The 22176-nt window shown below is 35.0% G+C and carries 31 protein-coding genes; 4 read left to right on the top strand and 27 right to left on the bottom strand.

Annotated elements, in window-relative coordinates; all coding sequences use genetic code 11:
* Positions 1–41: 41 nt before the first annotated feature.
* The 8 genes from LKW28_RS09025 to LKW28_RS08990 all read right to left on the bottom strand — a co-directional run bounded on the left by LKW28_RS09025 (position 42) and on the right by LKW28_RS08990 (position 6089).
* Positions 42–566 carry an HXXEE domain-containing protein gene (locus LKW28_RS09025; protein ID WP_229140023.1) on the bottom strand — a complete coding sequence of 175 codons (525 nt, stop codon included), beginning with the start codon at positions 564–566 and terminating at the stop codon, positions 42–44.
* A 329-nt stretch (positions 567–895) separates the two neighbouring features.
* The gene (gene map / locus LKW28_RS09020) at positions 896–1636 is read right to left on the bottom strand and encodes a type I methionyl aminopeptidase (protein WP_229140022.1); all 741 of its coding nucleotides are present in this window, start codon (positions 1634–1636) and stop codon (positions 896–898) included.
* 95 nt (positions 1637–1731) lie between these two features.
* Positions 1732–3219: a sigma-E factor regulatory protein RseB domain-containing protein gene (locus tag LKW28_RS09015; protein ID WP_229140021.1), complete on the bottom strand. Its 1488-nt coding sequence runs from the start codon at positions 3217–3219 to the stop codon at positions 1732–1734.
* Positions 3209–3769, bottom strand: coding sequence for a sigma-70 family RNA polymerase sigma factor (locus tag LKW28_RS09010; protein WP_229140020.1), 561 nt, complete (start codon positions 3767–3769; stop codon positions 3209–3211). Before LKW28_RS09010 ends, LKW28_RS09015 begins: the two co-directional genes overlap by 11 nt.
* Before the next feature lie 164 nt (positions 3770–3933).
* Complete coding sequence (locus LKW28_RS09005) at positions 3934–4272, bottom strand: hypothetical protein (RefSeq protein WP_229140019.1); 339 nt, start codon at positions 4270–4272, stop codon at positions 3934–3936.
* A gap of 253 nt (positions 4273–4525) precedes the next feature.
* On the bottom strand, positions 4526–4813 hold the full coding sequence (locus tag LKW28_RS09000) for a hypothetical protein (protein ID WP_229140018.1): 288 nt from the start codon (positions 4811–4813) through the stop codon (positions 4526–4528).
* A 144-nt stretch (positions 4814–4957) separates the two neighbouring features.
* Positions 4958–5530: a hypothetical protein gene (locus LKW28_RS08995; RefSeq protein ID WP_229140017.1), complete on the bottom strand. Its 573-nt coding sequence runs from the start codon at positions 5528–5530 to the stop codon at positions 4958–4960.
* Between the two features lie 151 nt (positions 5531–5681).
* Positions 5682–6089 (bottom strand): DUF3888 domain-containing protein, encoded by a 408-nt coding sequence (locus LKW28_RS08990; protein WP_229140016.1) that lies wholly within the window; start codon positions 6087–6089, stop codon positions 5682–5684.
* A gap of 136 nt (positions 6090–6225) precedes the next feature.
* On the opposite strand from LKW28_RS08990, the gene LKW28_RS08985 reads away from it, so the two are divergent.
* A complete protein-coding gene (locus tag LKW28_RS08985) occupies positions 6226–6648 on the top strand; it encodes an RDD family protein (RefSeq protein WP_229140015.1) in 423 nt (140 codons plus the stop codon).
* A gap of 56 nt (positions 6649–6704) precedes the next feature.
* On the opposite strand, the gene LKW28_RS08980 is transcribed toward LKW28_RS08985, so the two are convergent.
* The gene (locus LKW28_RS08980; RefSeq protein ID WP_229140014.1) at positions 6705–7400 is read right to left on the bottom strand and encodes a peptidase E; all 696 of its coding nucleotides are present in this window, start codon (positions 7398–7400) and stop codon (positions 6705–6707) included.
* A gap of 251 nt (positions 7401–7651) precedes the next feature.
* Between LKW28_RS08980 and LKW28_RS08975 the strand changes: the two genes are divergently transcribed.
* Positions 7652–8368 (top strand): LysM peptidoglycan-binding domain-containing protein, encoded by a 717-nt coding sequence (locus tag LKW28_RS08975; protein ID WP_229140013.1) that lies wholly within the window; start codon positions 7652–7654, stop codon positions 8366–8368.
* Between the two features lie 48 nt (positions 8369–8416).
* Here LKW28_RS08975 and LKW28_RS08970 read toward each other — a convergent pair whose 3' ends face one another.
* From LKW28_RS08970 to LKW28_RS08910, 13 genes are all read right to left on the bottom strand, one after another.
* A complete protein-coding gene (locus LKW28_RS08970; RefSeq protein ID WP_229140012.1) occupies positions 8417–8689 on the bottom strand; it encodes a DUF2277 domain-containing protein in 273 nt (90 codons plus the stop codon).
* A 25-nt stretch (positions 8690–8714) separates the two neighbouring features.
* A complete protein-coding gene (locus LKW28_RS08965) occupies positions 8715–9212 on the bottom strand; it encodes a phosphoribosylanthranilate isomerase (protein ID WP_229140011.1) in 498 nt (165 codons plus the stop codon).
* Positions 9213–9287: 75 nt separating this feature from the next.
* Positions 9288–9701 (bottom strand): GNAT family N-acetyltransferase, encoded by a 414-nt coding sequence (locus LKW28_RS08960; RefSeq protein ID WP_229140010.1) that lies wholly within the window; start codon positions 9699–9701, stop codon positions 9288–9290.
* A 466-nt stretch (positions 9702–10167) separates the two neighbouring features.
* Positions 10168–10443 carry a hypothetical protein gene (locus LKW28_RS08955; RefSeq protein WP_229140009.1) on the bottom strand — a complete coding sequence of 92 codons (276 nt, stop codon included), beginning with the start codon at positions 10441–10443 and terminating at the stop codon, positions 10168–10170.
* 120 nt (positions 10444–10563) lie between these two features.
* Positions 10564–11379: a lipid II flippase Amj family protein gene (locus tag LKW28_RS08950; protein WP_229140042.1), complete on the bottom strand. Its 816-nt coding sequence runs from the start codon at positions 11377–11379 to the stop codon at positions 10564–10566.
* Positions 11380–11575: 196 nt separating this feature from the next.
* Positions 11576–11965, bottom strand: coding sequence for a hypothetical protein (locus LKW28_RS08945; RefSeq protein ID WP_229140008.1), 390 nt, complete (start codon positions 11963–11965; stop codon positions 11576–11578).
* Between the two features lie 156 nt (positions 11966–12121).
* Positions 12122–12358 carry a cold shock domain-containing protein gene (locus LKW28_RS08940; RefSeq protein ID WP_229140007.1) on the bottom strand — a complete coding sequence of 79 codons (237 nt, stop codon included), beginning with the start codon at positions 12356–12358 and terminating at the stop codon, positions 12122–12124.
* A 38-nt stretch (positions 12359–12396) separates the two neighbouring features.
* Positions 12397–12759, bottom strand: a complete 363-nt coding sequence (locus LKW28_RS08935; protein ID WP_229140006.1) for a DUF4440 domain-containing protein — start codon at positions 12757–12759, stop codon at positions 12397–12399.
* A 50-nt stretch (positions 12760–12809) separates the two neighbouring features.
* A complete protein-coding gene (locus LKW28_RS08930; RefSeq protein ID WP_229140005.1) occupies positions 12810–13256 on the bottom strand; it encodes an NUDIX hydrolase in 447 nt (148 codons plus the stop codon).
* Between the two features lie 14 nt (positions 13257–13270).
* Complete coding sequence (locus LKW28_RS08925; protein WP_229140004.1) at positions 13271–13666, bottom strand: NUDIX hydrolase; 396 nt, start codon at positions 13664–13666, stop codon at positions 13271–13273.
* Positions 13667–13749: 83 nt separating this feature from the next.
* Positions 13750–14025: a hypothetical protein gene (locus tag LKW28_RS08920; protein ID WP_229140003.1), complete on the bottom strand. Its 276-nt coding sequence runs from the start codon at positions 14023–14025 to the stop codon at positions 13750–13752.
* A 126-nt stretch (positions 14026–14151) separates the two neighbouring features.
* Positions 14152–14592 (bottom strand): DUF5412 family protein, encoded by a 441-nt coding sequence (locus LKW28_RS08915; protein ID WP_267497954.1) that lies wholly within the window; start codon positions 14590–14592, stop codon positions 14152–14154.
* Between the two features lie 144 nt (positions 14593–14736).
* Positions 14737–14946, bottom strand: a complete 210-nt coding sequence (locus LKW28_RS08910) for a hypothetical protein (RefSeq protein WP_229140001.1) — start codon at positions 14944–14946, stop codon at positions 14737–14739.
* A gap of 141 nt (positions 14947–15087) precedes the next feature.
* On the opposite strand from LKW28_RS08910, the gene LKW28_RS08905 reads away from it, so the two are divergent.
* Entirely contained in the window at positions 15088–16785 is a 1698-nt protein-coding gene (locus LKW28_RS08905; RefSeq protein ID WP_229140000.1) for a M3 family oligoendopeptidase, read from the top strand.
* A 216-nt stretch (positions 16786–17001) separates the two neighbouring features.
* Here LKW28_RS08905 and csaA read toward each other — a convergent pair whose 3' ends face one another.
* From csaA to LKW28_RS08880, 5 genes are all read right to left on the bottom strand, one after another.
* On the bottom strand, positions 17002–17331 hold the full coding sequence (gene csaA, locus LKW28_RS08900; protein ID WP_229139999.1) for a chaperone CsaA: 330 nt from the start codon (positions 17329–17331) through the stop codon (positions 17002–17004).
* A gap of 312 nt (positions 17332–17643) precedes the next feature.
* Positions 17644–18345, bottom strand: a complete 702-nt coding sequence (locus LKW28_RS08895) for a class I SAM-dependent methyltransferase (protein WP_229139998.1) — start codon at positions 18343–18345, stop codon at positions 17644–17646.
* A gap of 302 nt (positions 18346–18647) precedes the next feature.
* Positions 18648–19493: a creatininase family protein gene (locus tag LKW28_RS08890; RefSeq protein WP_229139997.1), complete on the bottom strand. Its 846-nt coding sequence runs from the start codon at positions 19491–19493 to the stop codon at positions 18648–18650.
* Positions 19494–19559: 66 nt separating this feature from the next.
* On the bottom strand, positions 19560–20942 hold the full coding sequence (locus tag LKW28_RS08885) for an MFS transporter (RefSeq protein ID WP_229139996.1): 1383 nt from the start codon (positions 20940–20942) through the stop codon (positions 19560–19562).
* A gap of 154 nt (positions 20943–21096) precedes the next feature.
* A complete protein-coding gene (locus tag LKW28_RS08880; RefSeq protein WP_229139995.1) occupies positions 21097–21858 on the bottom strand; it encodes a response regulator transcription factor in 762 nt (253 codons plus the stop codon).
* A gap of 102 nt (positions 21859–21960) precedes the next feature.
* On the opposite strand from LKW28_RS08880, the gene LKW28_RS08875 reads away from it, so the two are divergent.
* Complete coding sequence (locus LKW28_RS08875; protein ID WP_229139994.1) at positions 21961–22146, top strand: hypothetical protein; 186 nt, start codon at positions 21961–21963, stop codon at positions 22144–22146.
* Positions 22147–22176: the final 30 nt, after the last annotated feature.

Genomic DNA, 22176 nt, shown 5'->3' with positions numbered 1-22176 from the left:
ATTATACTCGTCAAATTCTGGACAGGCAATACCGTCAACTTTCAGTCATTATGGGATAGCAATAACACAATTGGGATAATTAATAGACAATAAGGTAAGGATAGAAAAATAGTTTTCCATGTAATTATTTCATTCACTAATAATGAACGATATAAGACTAAACTGTATGGAATTATAACAATCAGAGAAGTAAATGCACCAGGCGTAACGGATCGAAGAATAATAGATTGACCAATATGAGTGAAAGCGTGTAGAAAAAAGACCAATGTAATAATGGTGAAAATATAAATATTACCAAGTAATCCTTGAATGACATATTGATTTGCCATAACGGTTGAACTACTTACGAATAGGAATATAATTAATACGGCAACTGCAAACTGGGCTGTTGACATAGAAAATTGTTTAATCACTCTATCCGCAAATCTTTTCGGCAATACGTTGTATATCTTAGTTGAATTTCTCTTCATCCAACTCTCAACCATAATAATTTCTTCAAAGTCATGAAGGATAAACATAATTGGAAATAACCAGATAAGTGTTTGAATATCAAACCACTGTTCCATAATTCGTATCCTTTCTATAAAACGGTTATTTTCTTTTAAATATACTCGTTGTTCTTCCTCAACTATCCTCCTCTAATAACTTAATAACCTCTACCACGATGTTAACATAATTTCCCAAAAATAAAATTACAATTATAATAATAAGAAAAATGCGACCCTACATGGATTACCCTGTTTAACAATAGCACCCTTATCTTTACCTCTTGTTAATCGGTAATCTAACTGCCCCGTAATTACAATAACTTCAACAAAAATAAGCGTTAATCCTTCTAGGATCAACGCACCATTTAGTAAGCGAACTCTATATATTTTTTCCCGTAATGCTTGAATTAAAGTGTAATAATGATCGGACCATTTTTAGTTAGGATAATCGTATGTTCCAATTGAGCCACATAGCTTTTTTCTGTAGCATAGGTCCAGCCGTCTTCTTTTTGGAATACTTCTTCTTCAAAGGTTGAGATAAATGGTTCGAATGCGATAACCATCCCTTCCTTTAATAATTCATCATCCCATGTATCATTATAATTATAAATATGGTCAGGTGCTTCGTGTATTTTACGTCCAATACCGTGTCCGGTAAGATTTTTGATAACAGTTAATTCATGCTGCTTTGCTGTTTGGAATACTACTTTTCCGATCCCGCTTTTTTTTGAACCAGGTTTTGCTTTTTTAAGACCTTCTTCAAATGCCTTTCTAGCAACGTCGCATATTTTCGTTAACACTTCTTCTCCTTCGCCTACAACAAACGAGATTCCTGTATCTGCGAAATAACCGTTCTTTGAGCCTGAAACATCTACATTTACTAGATCCCCTTCATGAATAACACGTTGCCCCGGAATACCATGTGCCACTTCATCATTAACACTAATACAAGTATAGCCAGGAAAACTATATTCACTTTTTGGAGCCGAAACTGCGCCTTCTTTCTCAAAAAGTTCTCCGGCAATGTCATCAAGTTCTTTAGTTGTTATTCCAGGAACTGTTCTTTGTACCAATTCATCTCTAATCGTGGCAACAATTTTGCCAATTTCCTTCAAACCATTAAAGTCTTCTTCTGTTTTTGCAATCATCGTAAATCCTCACTTTTTAAAATATCTCATGATTAGTATTCCATTTAGATTCTAGCATAAACGGAACGGCATTTCTTATTCCTACTAACTTTAAATTATTCTAAGCTTTGTTCCATCTTTAGAAAATCTGGGTTTTCTTGGATCTCTGGGCCAGGATATATAAGGTACAAATATAGATCACGATTAGGAACGTTCGTAGTTGCCTTTAAGATTTGGTTAGTCACCTTAGAGTAAAAATAGCGGTCACTATCAGCTCCATTAATTAAAGATGTAAATTTAGAACCTTCATAACCATCAAATAGATTGTTGAAGTATTTTTTATCTACTTTCATTAATAATATCCAGTTCACCTTTTTATCTTTGAAATAAAATCTTGCAAACCCATTATAGTCTAAGATTACATCTGCCCCGCTACCGTCCTCTTCATCTACTGAATATTTTTCTCCCAGGCGTTCTATTACCTTATCCATTGAATCGCCCAACGTTATTCCATGGACATAGAGGTAACCTTTTTCATTTGAAAATGAGGGTTTTTGTAAGTTCAGTTCTGGTGGCTGTTGTTTGTCGTTTTGTTTTGGTCCTTCATTAGCTGATTCTCTCTCAATCTTCTTGTATCCTTCTAAATTTGGAGTAAACATTTTTGGATCTATTGGCACATTTATTTGGAGTTCCTTTGGATATAAATAGTCAACAACTTCACCGTTTTGATTGTATGTTTCATATTTTAAGAGGACTCCAGAATCTTTATCAATCCAGAAACGAAATGTTTTTGCACTGTGTTTCTCTGCTGCATACTCGTTTAAATTGCCTTTTATAACAATCGTGTTATGAGTAAGGATTTTTTCATTCTGTATTTCAATCTCCCAGTTTTCTAAATTTTTTAAGTAATTTAATGTGATTTCACGCGGAAACAGTGAACTTCGGGCTATTGGATGTTGCACGCTGTTCCTATATCTTCTCTCCGAATAGGTTTTAGATGCACTATCTACTGTCCAAAGAGTATCTTCTTTATAGTACGTAATAACGCTCTCCACAGCATCCCCTTGGTTATACGCTTCGGAACTGTAGCCACCCATTATTGGACTTAAGCTAAGTGAATATTTAACATTTGAACTCATTTTTGTACCATCATGGATTACCGTTTGAATTTCATATTCACCTTTGGCAGTATCAAATTTATCAGATGATAATAGTTTCTTGTAAATTTCCTCTTTTGTCATGTCTTTGTAATTTTCTTCCTTAGCAGTAGGAGTAATAACGGTGTTCTCCGGAATATCCGTGCTGGAGTCTGGAGAGATTTTATTTGGTTCAAGTGCCTGATAAATTTGATCGGCATCATTTTTCGAAAATATATCATCGATCCCTGCAATGTAATATGTGCCGGCTAACAAAATACAAGTAAGTGCAACACTAAATAGCAGATGAATTCTTCCATGAAATGACCTAGAAACATTGTTTCGTAAAGAATTTGATTTAATCGTTTTTAAGACTCTATTCTTATGCTCTTGGGTAAAATGAATATTTTTTTCGTTTGTTATAGAATCCGTTAAAATATTTTTTAAATCCTTCAGTTTATCTTCCATTTAGCTCGCCCCCTTTTAACTTTTTGTCTAGTGCATGCCGCGCTCGATGCAATCTCGTCTTTACTGTATTGGCCTTTGTCTCCAACATTGAAGCAATCTCATCAATTTTCATATCTTCATAATAATATAGAATAATAACCTCTCTTAATTTAATAGGTAAGCTCATTACTGCATCTGCAACCCATGATTTTTCTTCCCGCTTTATATTCTCAAACTCAGCCGAGTGACTTGCTTTCTCTTTTTTCACCTTTATAAAATCTGTAATAACAAGGTGTCTATATTGCCAACTCCTGAACACGTCTTTACATTTATTAATCGTTATTCGGTATATCCATGTCTTGTATGAAGATTCATGCCTGAACGAATCCAATTTCTCATAACATTTGATAAAAACTTCTTGAGTGATATCCTCCGCCAATTGCGTATCTTTTACATATGTATAAGCCAGCATAATCACTTCTTGACCATACTGATCCATTAACCACTTAAGCTTCTCTTCTTTGTCCAGAAAATCAATTGATGTATCAGGTTCCCTTTCCATTTCAATCATGTATTCGCTTCCTTTTAGGTTTTAAGTATTAGACGAAACCAATTATGTTTAGGTTCGCCTTATATATAAATTACTTAAGAAATAGCTTATGGTCTATAATTTAGAAAAAAAAGAAACCCGCACTTCGACACTGAAGTATGGGTTAGCAAGTATTTTAATAAACTTTAATATTTGTAAATATCCACTAACGGACTATATCCTGGGTTGAATGTAAATGGAATGAAGGTTCCAAAAATCCCTATTCCTTCAATTAGTGTTCTACTACCTTCTTCATCTTCAAGGATAATGCCCATCTTATTTATAAAAATATAATCGTCTATTGTTCTGTGTACAACTTTTTCCTGTGAATTTTTATATTCACAATTATCTCCAGTACACTCTGTATCATATTTATACGCTAACCACTTATTAAAAGTCTCAGGAGAAGGTTTTGAGAATGGTAAGGTTAGAAAAAGTAAAATAATAAGAGCATAAATAAAGGTTTTAGTTCGCTTTTTTTTCATGGATTTCCTCCTTGAGCTTGACTATGTTAACAATATGTCTATTTTTAACGATGAAACGATTTTGTTTGAGCGAATTGTTCAAAGCCAATAGACTTATAAAGCTTACATGCATCTGGGGAAGTATAAACAACAACTGCCGTTTTTGCCCCCTTTTCTCTCAATGCCATTAATCCTTCATAGATTAATGCACCCGTTCGTATACATAAACAGTTACAAATTTATTGCATTGTATAATAAATGATGTGGCAAGAAGTCATTTTTTCTTACCTTTTCGTTCTAAAAGTATCGGTGCTATATTTAGTAAGATAGAAGCAATTGTCAAAAACCATAATGCTCTCTCCATACCAGGTACTACGTCATCTAAAGCTGCCCAATCTTTCGCTTCTACCCACATCGATACAAGACTGTATTCTGCACAAAGTGTTAGTGCTGTAAATGATAATCCCAACGCCATAGCAAGCTTATAATCCTTTCCTGCTGCATACAGATAAAGATTTATAAAAGTTACTATTATTGCAATAACCCCTAATATTACCCACATATCTATACCTCCATATCTAATCTTTTTTATTAACAATTGTGATTGCTTATAGAACAAATCTGCCCCATTAGCTTTATAACTTCAACAAAAAAGGCGATAATCCTTCTTGGATCATCGCGCCTGTTTAGCTTAATTAACACACTGTTATTGTAATGGTTTTTTCTTTTTACGTGGATAATCAATTGAATTAGCTATTTCAACTAGAACTTCAGGAGTAACCTTATTAGAAATCCTTTTATCAATACTAAGCATGTATTGCCAATTATCTCTTTCAAAGACTAGCGCACCAAAACTTCTATACTCCATATATTTTGCTGCATTTCCATTCTTTAGTTTAAACACTTTAAGAATATACTTATCCCTGATTGGAATTTTATGATTAACCGGTCGAACAACTATTTTGTAATGATTTTCAGGTGATTTATCACTTATAAACTTCATTTCAAAAGAATCGTTTGCGTCGCCATCTAAATCACTAAACCTTCCAAAATAATGAGTAAAGCTTATAGGCGGGATCCTAAGAGGTAGCTTTAAATCCTGTTTGAAATGTTGCTCAAATTCTTTTACCGCTTCTTCAACTGTTTTGTACCCAATTTCAGGATAAATTTCCTCTAAAGGCTGAGGCTCATCGTTTGTAATTGCATATACTGTTCCATTATTCAACTCACAAATTAAAATACTGAATAGAAGCATTAATAGAATGAAACTTTTCTTCATATACATCACCCTAAATTATATTTAGGAGTATTTTCACCAACCAACAACTAACTATTCTTGTTCCACTAAACAGCAGCCTACTTTAATTGTAATCTTTCACAATGTTACAGAGGCGGCTCCTTTTTTAAGGAAGCTTCCCAAGTCTAATTGATTACCAAATAATCCATGGTTTTCTACACTTCTTTGTATAATCTTCATTCTCGGGTAATTTTTTTACTTTAACATCTTTAATAAACCAATCAGTGGGAGATTTGTTACCCACTTTTAAAGTAAACAAATGATAAGGGGGCATTATTGCTCTTTCATAGGTTGTGAATTGATACGTTATTTCATATCTATATGCTTGGTCAGGATTTGTCTTAACCTCTACAAATCTGCAAAAATCAGATTGGTAACTCTCACCAAAATAATCTTTAATTGCTTTTGATTCCAACGGCGATAAAAACGAATAAATAATATCTTCAAGCATCATCTCATAACGTTTATCATTATTCTCTGCTTGAACGGGAGAAATAGCACTAAAGGTTAAGAGACAGCTAATCATAATGACTTTATTCAAACCAATACCTACTCTCTATAACAGTATTTCTTTGTAGGTATTTTTCCTGAATAAAATGCAAATTATTCCTTCGTACAGTAATGTTATTATTAATAGGAATCATCGTAGATGAATACATTATAATGGAGGTGTTTACATGCAGAGTGATTTTGAACCAGCTGGATTTTGGATTCGTCTGGGTGCTTCAATTATTGATGGTTTTGTCGTTTTTGTTGCCATTTTTCTGCTTTCACTCATTTTTAACTTTCCGATAGATGATGATTCTTGGCAATCTGGCATTCTAGAATTCTTATACGTTCTTAGCCTGCCACTCCTTTGGTACGGGTATACAGTTGGAAAAAGGCTATGCGGGATTCGAATTGCTAGGGTTGATGGTGAAAAATTACACATTGGGAATATGCTGCTTCGGATTGTAGTAGCAGGGTTAATTTATGCCTTGACGCTAGGAATCGGATTTATTGTAAGTGTAGTAATGGTGGCCGTCCGGGAAGACAAAAGAGCAATCCATGACTTCGTAGCTGGTACATGTGTAACGTATAATCCCCCCGAAAGAAATTAACCAGAGGAGGTCCAGAGGGACAGTCCCCGTGGATCTCCAAACTGATAAAGCTCCGTTTATTTTAAGTATATGGTCTTCATTTCTTCTTCTACAATTTGATCATGTGCGTTTTTAACCAAATAGGACTTTGCATTTGGTCTGGAACTAACCGATTTTGAGAGTGTTTCATTTACAAAATGAAGGGCAGCACCATCATCAACACCATAGCCTTCCTTTATTTTCCCTTCTAAAATGAGTTGGTGATAGGAAGGTCTTCTTTTATTCTCTCCATCATAATGCGGGCAATTACTTCCGTCCAACAAGCCTAAACAGTCTAATTTATATAATGGGGCATTTAACGGATCTGTTAAACCTTCCTCAAACCAACATATCGAACCAGCGCTAAGGCCAGCTAGGATACTCCCATGTTCATATGCTTTTTTTAGGATTGTATCTAATCCCCATTCCTTCCATAAAAGAAGCATATTTCGGGTGTTTCCCCCGCCGACATAAACCACATCCTGCTCCAGCACATACGTTTCCAAATTCTCGAAATTAGGCTCAAACAAGGATAAGTGGGTTGGTTCGCAAGGAAGCGTATGAAAAGCCTTATAAAATCTTTCGATATAGTTGGTTTGATCCCCACTGGCCGTTGGAACAAAACATACTTTTGGCGTATCTTTATTTACTTGAGCTAAAATGTATTGATCCAGTAACAAATTATCGGGCTCCATCGAAAAGCCCCCTCCACCCATTGCAATGATTTGTCTCATCTCTTCATTCCTTTTCTTGTAAAGTACTAAATTTTTTTTAAGCAGCAATCAAGTTATTCTGATAGACTACTCCATAGATTCCGTATGGGGTTGGGGATAGTTCCAGCAATTCTTCTCCTCCTCAAAAGCTTTGTATATTTAATTCTCCAAATCTATCCAATCCCCTTTTTGAATTTAATAAGACATTCACCTACTTTGTTTAGCATGAATATCCTAATGAACAAAATTGTATTTGAAAGAGGTGTCCAACATTGAATCGTTTTTACACACATTCCATCCAACCAGGGGATAGTCTTTGGCATTTGGCGCGGGCATACGAGACCACCGTTAAAGAAATTTTCGCAGCAAATCCGGGGGTAAATCCTTATTTTTTACGGGTAGGGGAGCATATTATGGTACCGAATTCCCCCTTAAAAAAGGATCGTCGCATTAGCCAGGCTGAGGTTGATTATCGAAATGATATGCGCAGCCTGTGGGAGGAGCATGTGGCATGGACAAGGATGGCGATTATTAGTCTTATTTTTAAGCTCCCTGATATTGAATTTGTACTTAAACGATTACTACGAAACGCAACGGACATGGGGAATATGGTTCGTCGATTATATGGTGACGAGGCTGCGGCTGCGTATGGAAATCTAATTAAGGAGCATCTATTGATTGCGGCAGACCTTGTAAAAGCTGCCTTAGCAGGGGACCAAAAAGCGGCAATGGAAGCTGAACAGAAATGGTATCGAAATGCGGATGAAATTGCGAAATTCCTAAGTAGCGGCAATCCATATATTTCGGAAGATACTTTTAGACAAATGTTCTATGAACACCTTGCCTTAACGAAACAGGAAGCCCTCTTTATGATCAATAAGGAGTTTCAAAAAGACATTGACGTGTATGACGAGATTGAAAAACAGGCACGGGCGATGGCAGATACCATTTCCGATGCCATGGTGCTACTGTATCCGGACATGTTTTAATGAGCTGCCCTCCTAAAAAAGGAGGGTTTGCTTGTTGGGGCGAAATGCTTAATTTTGACCAAATCTTTTAGATGATCGAATCCGTGCGCGCTCAGCTTCCACCTCACGATTTCGAGGCTCAGCACTGGTCTCCAAACTGTTCAATAAATTTCCGGTCACCAAAGCGATTTCATTGATCGCTTGATTAAATGCCTCTTCGTTAATCTTAGATGGCTTATTAAAGCCTGTTATCTTTCTAACGTATTGTAAAGATGCTGCATGAATTTCTTCATCGGTAGCTGGCGGATCAAAGTTATATAACGTTCTAATGTTTCTGCACATATGATACTCCTTTTTGTTTCTTAATCTATTTTACAATACTTTTTAAGAAGTCTATTTTTCGAATATCTTTATTGTTATTATTTTCGGCACGGTAACTGTCTTTAGAAGATGCCTTGTAAATCGCTAAATATTGTTCAACATTTGGTAAATAATACTTCACATCCCTGAACTGATGTAATTCCAAATCCTCCAATTTCACCCCAGCGAAATTCGGTAAAGTGTCAATAATACCAAACTCAACAGATAGTTCTTCCCTTGAAAACTCATGTTCATGCAAATCAATTAAGATATAGTCCATTGCATTCATGATAATCACAATCTCATTCCAGTTATGAATGGATAATTCGGGTGGCACTTCCCACCCTCTTTCATCACCAGGCACATGAATATCTAAGTCCTGAGCATCCCAACTCTTTCCTGTAATGACCTCTAAACCAACAGAACCCATTAGCATTGGAATAATATCAATCTCATTTAGCTGTTTTGCAATTTTAATAAATTCATCAAATTTATAATTATCCATTTGCCCCTCCACTCAAAAATCTAAGCCTCTGCTGCATAAAAAAAGCCGTCGAAGCAGCTTTATGAAATTGGTGAATTATTTAGTTGAAATACCCGATTGCATTTCGTAATTTCTTACGAGCATTCCATTTGATCTGAACATTCCAATCTTCTCATAATAAGGAACTAAGTCATCATCACAACACAAATCTATCATATAAATATCATCTAGTTCTTTTAACATTCGTTTTACGAGTTCCTTGCCAATCCCTTTATTTTTATACTCCGGCAAAACTTCAAGGAACGGAATGTAGGCTGAAAGAACACCATCACTGACTGCAGTGATAAATCCAACTACTTGATTCATATTTTCGTCTAACGCAATGACTACCTTACTACTATTTTTTAAGAGTTTTAAGTGCGTTTGCAGACTTGGAGGATTCGGCCAATCCACAAAAAAACCATTCAACATGTCAGACGAAATATCATTTAAACAATTTTTGTATATCATCAATATCATCTCCTTAATTATTTTTTAATTATCAGGCAGATGATATATCAAAAATAAAGTAACAAATCTGCAACCTCCAAATATATATACTTATTTAACCATTCGACTTAAAATCTAAAAATCCTTCATCGTAGAAGAAAAAGAAATATAGATCTAACCTTTCTACTTTCTTTTTATTTCTAATTCAAAAAGTTTACTTTCCAATGATCTTAAATGTGCATGTATAAATCTTAATGAAATACTTACGACTAATAAAACCAATCCACCTATAATAAATACATAAGTCCTAACAGTCCGTATAAGCAACATCGTTTCAAATTCTGTTGTATGCGCACTAAAATCCCAAGATTGCGTCCAGCCATATATTATGAAGATAATCCCGAATACAGATGTCAATGCACTAATCCACTTTAACCCTTTCACAGTCATCCCCCAATCCCTTATTTCTTAGAGTCATTTAATAGAATCATAAATGAAATAAATCTTGAAGGGCAATAATAAACAAAACAATTCCAACAATATAGAACATAAATTTTTGAGCAACAATTCGATTTTTCTTATACAATCGAAAACCGCTTATAAAAAAACATAGGCTTAGTGACATAAAAAAGAATGGAGCAACAAGCATATTGTCCGAAATGGTGAGGTACACAAATATAATTAGGGCAAGCAATGTAGCGAATATTTGAAGTAACATTATAGATTTATAATCAAAGTCACCCGTCCTCTTTGGCTCATTCATTATAAAATCACCCCAAAAATGGTTGATGGATCAATACGACTCGTTAGTTGAATTCTACCTTGTCAGTACTACACCTACTAAAAATGGCTACTTTGAATGAAAGCAGCCTTTGAATATCATTTACACGATAAATTTTGTAAACCAAGCTATATATCTAGCTCCCAAAACGAATAAAAATTGGGCGAGTATTGTACCAAACAACCTTGAAGTTACCATCATTAACGACATACTTTTAAGTTTATTGTAACTCCCCCGTTGATTAACAACATCATCCGCGATTACAGATAATTTGGGATCTATAAAGATAACCAAAAGTATTGTTGCGATCCCATTTATTAAACCTGATGCCATAATTGCGGTTGAAGCTCTTTCCGGAGCCAATAAAGCAGCATATAGTGCAGATAAAACACCTATTGTATAGATGGCCGTAATGACCATATTGATAAAAAATAATCTAATGGGCATATCTTTAACTCTTGTATCCTTTAAATATGTAAACTTAGGTAGACTAAAATGTGTTATGGCACGCTTTATGTACTGAAAAGAAAATATCCGTTTCAATAATAAAGGTACAGAACCTCTTTCCTCTGATAAATGTATGATTGCTCTTGAAAATAAAGCGATAAAGGTTGGAAGCAGAATGATCCCAAATATTGTTCCAGCCGTTGATGCACCTATGAGAATACGAAATTGAGTTTCAACAAACTCCAAAGCGTTCTCATTTGGAGCATTATCAATTAAACTCCCAGTGAATGGTTGTTGCATCATATTCGCCAATCTTGAAACGATCACCATTATGTTAAAAAGCGATAAAGCTGAGGCTATCATTTTAACTCTTGCACCCGATAATCTCACAGCATAAGCTAGTGTTTCTATCGAATGGATGATAAAAATAAACAAACCTATAAATAATAATTTTTCAGTTAAGAACTCCACCCTGTTACCTTCTTTACCAAAAGAATCGTAATAACCTAATTTTACCATAAACTTGAAGATAAAATGCATTACATGTATTCCTAAAACAATAATTCGGTACACTGCATCCCTTAAAAAAACTGTTTGAAGTTCAAGCTTATTCTACGCATTGTTGTTTTACTTTACATACTCACGCGTTAACTTAATAAATAAACTCTCAAGATTTTTTAAAATTACTCGGAATTTTAACGAGAACATAATTTTTAGTCCACATTTGAGTGGTGGCAATTAATCTTTTTCCGTCTTTTTCAAAGAACAGACCAGCACCATCTTTTTCTTTAAATTCCCATACATTTGAGACAACCATTTGTTTAATATTTTCATCAGCAATCGAAATACCTTCATTTTCACTTCTTGTGATATACCAAATAAAATCCCCTTCTACTGCAATTTCAGCTATTTTACTATCCGATTTTTTTAGTTTACCAATTGCTTCTTTTGCTGATAAATTCTCTATTGGAAGAAAGGGATAGTATAATTTATTTACAAATATGAACACACCAATAATAACAATTACAATTCCTAGTATAAATCCAACCTTCTTCATCTAATTACCCCTTTATTAGTTTCAAATCAAGATATCTTATAATCCGTTTTCAACTCTACTGCCTGTTAGCACAAGAAAAGACTGTCTTGTTTAACAATAGCACCCGATTATTTTCGCAAGTGAAAAAGCGTTCTGCATATTACAGAAACGCCCCAGTTAGGTGAACTTATTTACAATTTTCCTAACATTTACAGCTCGCCGTGATTGTTCTTCTAAACTTTGGTTTTCCTCCAGATCAAATAATATAGCTTCACCAGTGGTAAGTGATCTAAACCCATCCATTTGAATACTACTGAAGTGAACCCAAACATCATCTTCTCCCTCAATCGAAATCCATCCCCAGCCCTCTTCTTCATGAAAAATTTTACATATTCCTTTTATGTTATATCTCATTTTTTCACCCCAATTTTATAAGTTGTGACAATATGTTATCAATTTACCTGCCACGTAGGTGTTCCCTGATGGAATGACATTTGCCATTTACCTTGGTCTTTTTTCCAAATAGAGCTTCGTAAAGCATATTTACTATCGTTATGTCTGAATGATCGATAAGTTGCCAATAAAACATCTGGAGCTAGCAGTTTTATCTTGAAATCTGTTACTGTGTATTTTATAGAATTGTTTGTATTAATTTCTTTAACCGCATTAAGTTGTGCATTTTTATCATATGATTTTCCTGAACTCCCGAACTCTAAAAAATCATCTGTAAGAAGTTCCTCAAAATCTTTATATTTATAGTTCATTAATCGCTTTTCAAGATTAAGAATATGTTCTACCAATAATGAATGCTCCATCAAAATCTCCCCTATTTAAGGTACTTTCCTTGTTATTTGAAAAAAATAACCTATATAAAATATTTTTCAATAATGATCTTCGCTCTTTCATCAAGTTGTGAGGGTAACTCCATTACGGAGAAATATTTTAACTCCAAACTTTCACCATCATTCATAGCTAATTCACCACTTGTTTCTTGTGCTAGGTAAACACAAATAACGTTATACACTTCATCACCGTTAGGATATTTAAAGTAAAGATCTTTCCCTGATAAAATATCTATAAACTTAAATCCCTTTGCTTTTAAGCCCGTTTCCTCAAACAGTTCTCGTTCAGCGGTTTCTTCTAAACTTTCACCAATTTCCATTGCCCCACCTGGCAAACCCCATTCTTTTGTATCAGAACGATGTTGAAATAGAATTTCGTTTTTTTCATTCTGAACAATGATAGTAGAACCAACCAAAATTAATGGTCTAGTTCCTATAAGAGTTCTTATTTCTTTTGTATAATCAGCCATATTTTCCCCCCTCGTCATTTGAATAAGGATTGGACTCTTAAAGCAACTTCTTTCGGTTTTACATCGATTGTTGATAATCTTTCTATTTCTACCCATATTGGTAAATAAGTTCCTCTGTCTCTCTTTTGGTCTGTGTACTCTTCACCTTGTCCAGTTCCTAATGTTCCATTAATTATTTCAGTTAGGAAAAAGTATTGAGTTCCGTTGAAATCAACTTTTGCGATGCACTCATTGACCTTTACATCTACTCCCACTTCTTCAAACGCTTCTCTTTTTGCTGCTTCTTCAGGTGTTTCTCCATACTCTATTCCGCCCCCTGGAAAAACATAATAAACAGAACCATCTTTAATCCTTTGAATTAGACCAACTTTGTCATTTTCAACTATTACAACCGATCCCCTATTTCTCAAATTCTCCCCCCTATCATTCACGTCTCATTTAAGTAAAAAGCGATTCTTCGTAAATTGAAGCATCGCAGCCCGTTACTTAAATATTAACTACTAATTCCCTTGAATTTATTGATTACATATCTTAACAAAAGAAAAGTACCAACTAACAAAATAATTCCTAAAGAGCTAATCATGAAACTATCCTTAGTGAAGATAAATGGACTTAGCATTTCATTATCAAACAAATAAGCAAGTAAGTAATACATGAGCATAGTAACAATGAATAGTGATGTATCCAATTTTGTAATTCTTTTATTTTTAACAGCCAGCAGTAACCCTACAATAAAAACAATGAAAAAAATCCACGCTTCAAAGATCACTAACCCCACCTCACCTTTTTAATAGTAAATCTTTAACTGACAATGTAGATTGAATATCATCCTTCTTGCACTATCCTGCACAGTTAGTGGACAAACCATCTCTAAATATGGTTACAATGATAGTTATTAGTTTTGATAGCAAGTCTCATATTCATCTTTCATTAACAAACTTTTGCAAGCCAAACCATTTTCATGATAAATTTCTTTACCAATTTTTAATTCGATGCTTCTATTTGAATTTGGATATTCAGGGTCGTCATTTTGGATGTACAGTGTTTCTTCATCCAACCATTCCATAGAAAAATTATTTTTTGCATCACTATAATAAACAGTTTGAACTTTATTTTTCTCATGATTATATGTAATCTCAACCCAAACGTTAACACCGCCTGCTGCTCCACCGTATAGTTCATAATAAGCATTAGCCGTATATTTTTCAGTGGGTGATGTTACAGATCCTGGTCCCTTTTGCATGAATTCCCTATCAATTTCACTAAATGTAAAAAAGGAAGTTTCATATATATAAATTGAAGAAACAAGAATAACTCCAATCAACGTTGCAATCATCATTTTTTTGGGAAATGGTTTCTTTTTGATGAAAGAAATGATTATCATTGCAAATAGAATCAAAAATAATATAACGGTAATGAAAGATATTAAGATACCATATAAAATTAAAACCTTAATCCCCCCGTTCAAGTAAAATATGATTTATTGATCAGTATCTTTTTTTGCTTTCAGAATAAAAAATTCTCTAATAAACGCACCTACACTTAATGAAGCTGCAATAACCGCAATTAACGACACAACTCTAACAAAGTTGTATGGGGAAACTATGACTTGTATACTTCCCGATATAATTGAGAGACCAAACAAAAAACATCCGATTATAAGCTGCTTCTTTACCTTCTTCTCTTGCATCTTTTAATGCCCCTTTTATTTCGTTTAGTGGAATAACTTCAACAAAATAAGCGATTATCCTTCTTGAAAAAGCTAGATATAAGACTGAAGATTCGATAATATAATGATAGATATACATAAAAATGGGAAGGGGAGTTATCCATGTCTCAAGATTTACGTCATAATTACTATCAAGAATTAATTGATTTACAAGATGTAGAAGGGGTTGAATCCCAGTTACAAAGTTTACTTGATGTTCCAATCGAATCCGTTTCTGACCTAGAAAAGTGGTTAACAGATGAAAGGAATTTAACGATTAAAATTGAGGAGGCCGTGACAGGTCACCAAGTCGATTTCTACCGGAACACTGAAGATGAAGAGATCAAGGCGACTTATCTTCACGATCAGCAGACCATCCTGCCACTATTAATGAAATATGATGCAAAACTGAATGAGAAATTCTGTCAGTCTCCTTATTTAGATCAATTAGATGAAAAACAGTACGGCTTAATGAGAAATGTTCGCGAGTCAAAAGTTAAACTGTTCAGAGAAGAAAATATTCCATTAATGGTAAAAGAACAAGAGCTCTCTACAAAGTATAGTGAAATTATGGGAGGGTTAACAGTTGAATGGGACGGTGTGGAAAAGCCTTTTCCGTTTATTCAATCCCAACTTGATAACTTAGACAGAACAATAAGGGAAAAAGCATATCACAAGATGGGTTCTGCCTTCCGCCAAATTAAAACTGATATGGATGCCATAATGGATGAGCTCGTTCAGCTGCGCCATCAAATAGCTTTAAATGCAGGCTTTGAAAATTATCGTGATTATATGTTTGTGGTAAAAAATCGTGAGTATAGTGTTCAGGATTGTTATGACTTTCATGAAAATGTAGAAAAACATATTATTCCAGCTTGGAATCGGCTTGCTGAAGTTTTTAAGTCGAAGCTTGGTGTTGATACATATCGCCCTTGGGATAACACTGCAAAATTGATGAAAAACCCTCCATACTCCGAGGTGTCTGATCTTATGGATGGCGTTTCAGAGATTCTAGGGAAAACCGACCCATATTTTGCAGACCGTTTCGATTATATGAGAGAGCATGGGTTACTGGACCTTGGGGATCGAAAAGGAAAAAGCCCGGGTGGATTCTGTACTGCCTTACCTGTTTCAGGAGATACCTTTGTTTTTGCGAACTTTAGTCCATCCTTTTTCTCTTTGATCGCATTGATTCATGAAATGGGCCATGCGGTGAATGGGTACCTTGAGTTTTCCGAGCACGGTCCTATCGAAGACTACAAACTGCGGATGGAAGTTGCTGAACTGTATTCTCATGGGATGGAATTACTCTTATTGGATAAGCTGGATCGTTTTTATCCAGACGAAGAAGATTTCAAGAGCGCACAGCGTGAAGAGTTAAGACGGGCATTTACAATGTTATATGGCCCGTTATCAGGGGATCTCTTCCAGCATTGGATGTATACGAATCCTAACCACACAGCCAAAGAACGTGATGAAAAATTCTTTGAAATCTCAAAACGTTATGGCTTAAACCCTGTCGATACTACTGGGCTGGAGGAAGAAATTGGGATGAGTTGGGCAGGCACCCTTCACTTTTTCGAAGTTCCTTTCTATAATATTGAATACTCTATCTCGATGCTTGGTGCTCTGCAATTACTTGAGAATTATCAGAAAGACCCTCAGCAAGCGATCGAATCCTTTAAAAAGGGTGCAAGTGCAGATTACACTCAATCCATCGCAGCTATTTATCAAGAAACTGGGGTCAGCTTTGATTTTTCAGAGAACGCCGTTAAGCGAATGGGTGAATTCCTAGAAAAAGTCATTCAAGAGATTCATTAACGAAGTTGGACCACGGAGAAACAATCGAAGTTTTGCACGAAATAGGCACATCTAGCGTTATTATGCTAGATGTGTCTTTTTCTGACTTTACGCTGAATCTAATACACAAATTTTGATTGCTCTAATACTTACTCTAAACTTCCTTTATTTGAATGCATTAGTCTTCTTGGAACAACGCACCTTTTTATTTTAGCAATTTGGATTATCTTAAAATTTCTATGCGATTGGTGTTCCATTTTTAATAGGTTCATCAGGTCTTAACAGTACCACGTCTCCAGCTTCTGGGACCCCGCCAATTACTAAAACCTCAGATTTAAAACCTGCAATACGTCTTGGAGGAAAGTTTACTACGGCCACCACTTGACTACCAATTAGTTGTTCAGGTGTATATCTTCTTGTTAGTTGTGCAGAAGATTGTTTACTGCCAATCTCCCCAAAGTCAATTTCTAATTTGATTGCGGGTACACGTGCCTCTGGAAAAATTTCTGCTTTAACAACAGTACCGATTCGTATATCCAATTTTAAAAAGTCCTCAATTGTCGCCATAATATCCCTCCATTATTCTGTATAAATTATCTTAAACTGCACCGTTTGTTATGTTTCTATTAATTCATCCTAGCTTAATTTTCCTTCATTACTTGATAACTAGTAATGCAAGGATGTAATTCCTATTTTTCCCAATCGAGCTAAATTTAACTATGATTAGATAAAAAATGATCATCACTTCCAAACAAAAAAACGGGATATTCATTCTTGTTTTTAGTGACTGGAATACTATTTCATCATAGATTTTTTAATAGCATTGGCGATCTTTTCAATATGAGTTATCACAAACTGTTTGTCTGAACAACTCCAACACTATTTTTTAATTTGCATTAAGCTCGTCCATAGAAAGTCTTCTCCCAACATGTTGTCTGGCGGGCTAATCTTTTTCATTCTCCTAAATTCCTTAATTGTAAAATCCTGTTCAAATATTTCTTTTAGTCTCTTCTCAGTATAGCCTATTCCTCTATTTAAGCTTCTTTCTTTGTACACATCCCAATCAGATGTAGCTAATGCTCCATCTGTATTAAAACAAACAATAGCAAAATGTCCATCTTTTTTTAGAGCCCTTTTTATGATTTCTATGTATGTTAAACGTCTATGAGGTGCTAAATGGTGGAATAGTCCACAATCATAAATGAAATCGTAAGAATGTTGCTCGTATTCAAAATCAAAAAGAGATTTGCAGTGAAAATTTATAGCTACCTCTTCCTCATCAGCCCTTTCCTTTCCCCATGCTATTGCATTTTCGGCAATATCTAGTGCATCTACTTTGCAACCCTTTTTAGCCATATAAATAGCATTTCTTCCTGGTCCGCATCCTAATTCCAAAACCCTCTTAGGAGCAAATCCATGATTAAAATACTCCACTAAATTTTCATCTGGTCCATTTATTTTAAAAAACGGAATTTCCTTTGTTCTGTCCTCATAAAAGTTCTCCCAAAAGGGCTTAGGCTCTCTTAAAAAATCATCCAGCATTTCTAATAAATCGTCATAATTTAGGATCGCTTTTTCCACCAAAACTTCCCCCCCATTACATCTTCATTTTATTTACCCGCTACTATGTTCCGCCTTATTACAAAAAGGCGCATTACTTTAATTGGATTGCCTCTTTCAAGACTAGTAATGAAAGCTCATGGTCATTCATTACGTGCGGAACTTCTTCAGGTTCCACCCAGATTCGGGTGGACGTTTCGTTCTTCTAAACCCCGATCTTTTATATTACTAACTTCAACAAAAATAAGCGATAATCCTTCTTGGATTACCGCCTAATTATTATCCATAAAAAAACGAGAAAATTCATTCTCGTTTTTCCTTCATTATAACCATTCCCCGTATTTTTGGAGGCTGTTGTTTTGTGTATACTCATCTGTTTTTCGTAATATCTCAACAACGTTTGGCACATCCATTTTTTCAATAAATTCTTCGATAGCAAGAACGCCTGATTGAGCTAATTTTTCGCGATGTTCTTCAGATGTAATAAGAGGTGTTACTAGATGATCAGACGCTTTATCAAAGTATGAACCAATTGCCCCTGACTGCAATGCATATTTTCCAAGTGCATTACCCGGGTTTTTATTCATGCCGTTTATCATACTTGCCACATCATAGGTTACCGAGTTAGATTCTGGTACATTCATTGGAACGTCTTCCAGTCTGTCTACTATTTTGTAAGCACCAATGCTTATATCGTTGAATTTTTCCATGAACGAATAGCTCAAATCTTGCACACTATCAATTGCTTTTACCATGTCGATATAAAGAATTGGTACTTTTGTTTCCTCAAAGAAGTCACGAACCATTCCGCTTAGTGTGATGTGAGCAGGACCATGACAGGTTACATACACTTGACGTCTGAAGCCTTGTTTTAAAAGCGATTTTGCTATTGCGTTTAAATAGCTCATTCCCTCTTTAACACTTACATTAACCGTTCCGCGAGCCATCGCTGTCCCACCTGCGAAGAAATAAGGCAGGTTGTGAAGAACGAGACCATTTGTTGCTTCGGCCATTTTTAAAGCGAGCGCCTCAGCAATCACAGTCTCTGTATCAAGCGGTAATGCTCCGTGCGTTTCAGTTACACCAACAGGTACAAAAATCAGATCATTATGTTGCAGGTATTCTTCAACCTCACCGTTTGTGCATTTTGATAGGAACCGAGTTCTCATAAAATAACATCCCCTTTAATTCTTTTTAAAAAATATTTTAATAGTTACGTTCAATGTCATGTTTGATTAGTTTGCTGCTCTTCTTTCTTTTAAGGTCGCATACATTTCTTGGGCCTTCGTATTGTTTAAGTTAAAAATTAACGCAATCCCGATAATCATTAAGAGAAACGATAAAATTGGTAATCCGTTATACATTCGTAAAACACCTTCTGCCACTTCTTTAGTTTGAGAAGTTTGTCCAGAAACGAATCCTACCCAGCCTAACGCATAACTGCCAAGTGCAGAACCAACACCCATCCCCACTTTACGTGAGAAAGAATAAATGGAATAAAGTGTTCCATCATATCGTTTACCAGTTTGAAGCTCTGTGAAGTCTAAACAATCTGTAACGAGTGCCCATACGATCATCACAAACACCATATTTGCGATTGTTGCGATATTATAAGCCACGATGTATACGTAAACATTTTCTATAACAAAGATTGTTAGCAATGTAGAAGCAATTAAACTGAAGCTTGCAGTACTAATAACCATATTACGTTTACCAAATTTTTTAACTAGACTAGGAACAAAAATGAACAATACCAAGGTTACACCCATTTGTAAAAATGAGTTAATCGCAAAGGCACCTGGGTTTTTGTAGTATTCCGAGAATACAATAGCAGCTAATTGCGTAACACCATTAATCATAATTAATGAACCAACACTCGCTACCATCATCCCTAATAACTGACGATTCTTTAAGGCAGCTTTTAAAGCTTCTGTAAATTTATAATCAGGTTTTGTTCCCACTGGCCGATCATCACGGATACGTTCGGTTGTTAATTTAACAAGCCCTGTATAAGCTAGAACAGAAAGAATACTGAATACGATCGAAATATAGAAAAACATTTCAGGAACTAGATTTCCAGATTTATCATAGATAAACATAGGAACAAAGGATAAAAATCCAATTCCAACAACCATTCCACCAATAGCACGAGCACGAGATAATTTCGTACGTTCAATTGGATCATCTGTAATAACAGCTGCTAATGAACCATAAGGAATTGAATCAGCTGTGTACGCGATTCCATAAAATAAATAAACAAATACAACCCATACATGAATAGCAGTCGACGACCAACTTGAAACATCAGCAAAAGAAATTAAAATGGATGCTGCAAGTAGCCATTTCGAAATATTAATATATGGCAGAAATTTGTCGCCACTTTTTCCGATTTTCCATCTATCCGGAATACTCCCCATCACAACATCTGTGAATGCATCAAATATCCGTGCAACTAAGAACAATGTACCCATAAAATATGGGCTAACACCTAGTACAGATGTAGTGAATAAAAGGAAAAATGAACCGATGTAAAGGTTTGCAAATCCTCCGCCAACATCCCCAAGCATGTATCCAAATTGGTCACGGAAACCAAATTTTTTAACCTGTTTCTTCTCCATGTTGTAACCCCCAATTGTAAAGTTTTTGAAAGCGTTTTAATTAATATACTAGAATTTTAACGCATAATTTTTAACTATTTTTGCAATATAATAGCATCCTTTTACACTATAATTGCAATCGATAGAAAAAGCTTTTAATCATAGTTTAAATTGATTAAAAGCCTTCACTTACATTATTTCGTTTATACTCTTTTGGGGTTACGCCTTCTGCCTCTTTAAAAACGCGAGTAAAGTATTGCTGATTTTTAAAACCTACAATTAGGGTGATTTCGATTAATGAAAGATTAGAATTGGTTAAGAGGTCCTTTGCTTCCTTAATCCTAATCAAATTTCGAAAGTGACTGATTGTCATTCCTCTTTCTTTTTTGAAAGCACGCATTAAATGGGAAGGATGTACATGCAGCTTTTGCGAAATTTCTTCAATCGAGATTTCCTCTGAAAAATTCATTCGAATAAAATGCTCAACTTTTTCTGCAATTGTTGCTTTTTCAAGTGGTGTAAACCGAATAGAGGGATCTGAGTACTCCTCCAACATTCTTTTATGAATCTCTTCCAGCTCCGAGATTGACTTAGCATTCTCAACCATAATGGCGTATTTTTCAGATAAAAAATGAGATTGCCATGCACTAAGGCCACCTTTTTCTGCTGAATAGCTGTACAGCGTATTATGCGATAACAAAATGTTCTTATAAGCACGTAATTGATTCCTTGGAATTCTTTTCATAATATCAAAGGTATCCTGCCTTAGAAACTCTTTAAATTCGTCTGCATATTGGGGAATATATCGCTGCTCCCCTTTTCGAATGTAATGCAATAATTCTTCCCGGTATTTATGTCCTAATTCGATTGATTCATGTTTTGTTATATTTTTATTTGTGACGCCTGTTATTTGAATATTTGGGCCATCCATATTCATTTTCCATCACCTTACGTTTTCAAATATATTTAAAGCAGTGTATCATCATATTAATATATAATGGAATTATCTAAAAGTTTTTGGGAATCAGGTAGGGTATTTATGAAGCTATATACACTAAGAAAGCAGTTTAGGGGATTTAAAAAAGGAACACCCTTTTACTTAATTGCAGAATCGGAATTTATCGGGGTTAAAGAGTACGTACTGAGAACGAAGGATTTAACGGAAAGTATTACCGTATCTGAAAGCGAGTTTCTTGAGAATTTTACGTTCATAAAAACTCTTTAAGGTTCGTCCAGTTATTATGGCGAACCTTGT

The sequence above is a fragment of the Bacillus sp. REN16 genome (assembly GCF_020731355.1).
Classification (GTDB): Bacteria; Bacillota; Bacilli; order Bacillales; family Bacillaceae_L; genus Ferdinandcohnia.
The sequence above is the reverse complement of the archived record's forward strand: the minus strand, read 5'-3'. Positions and strand labels throughout refer to the sequence as shown.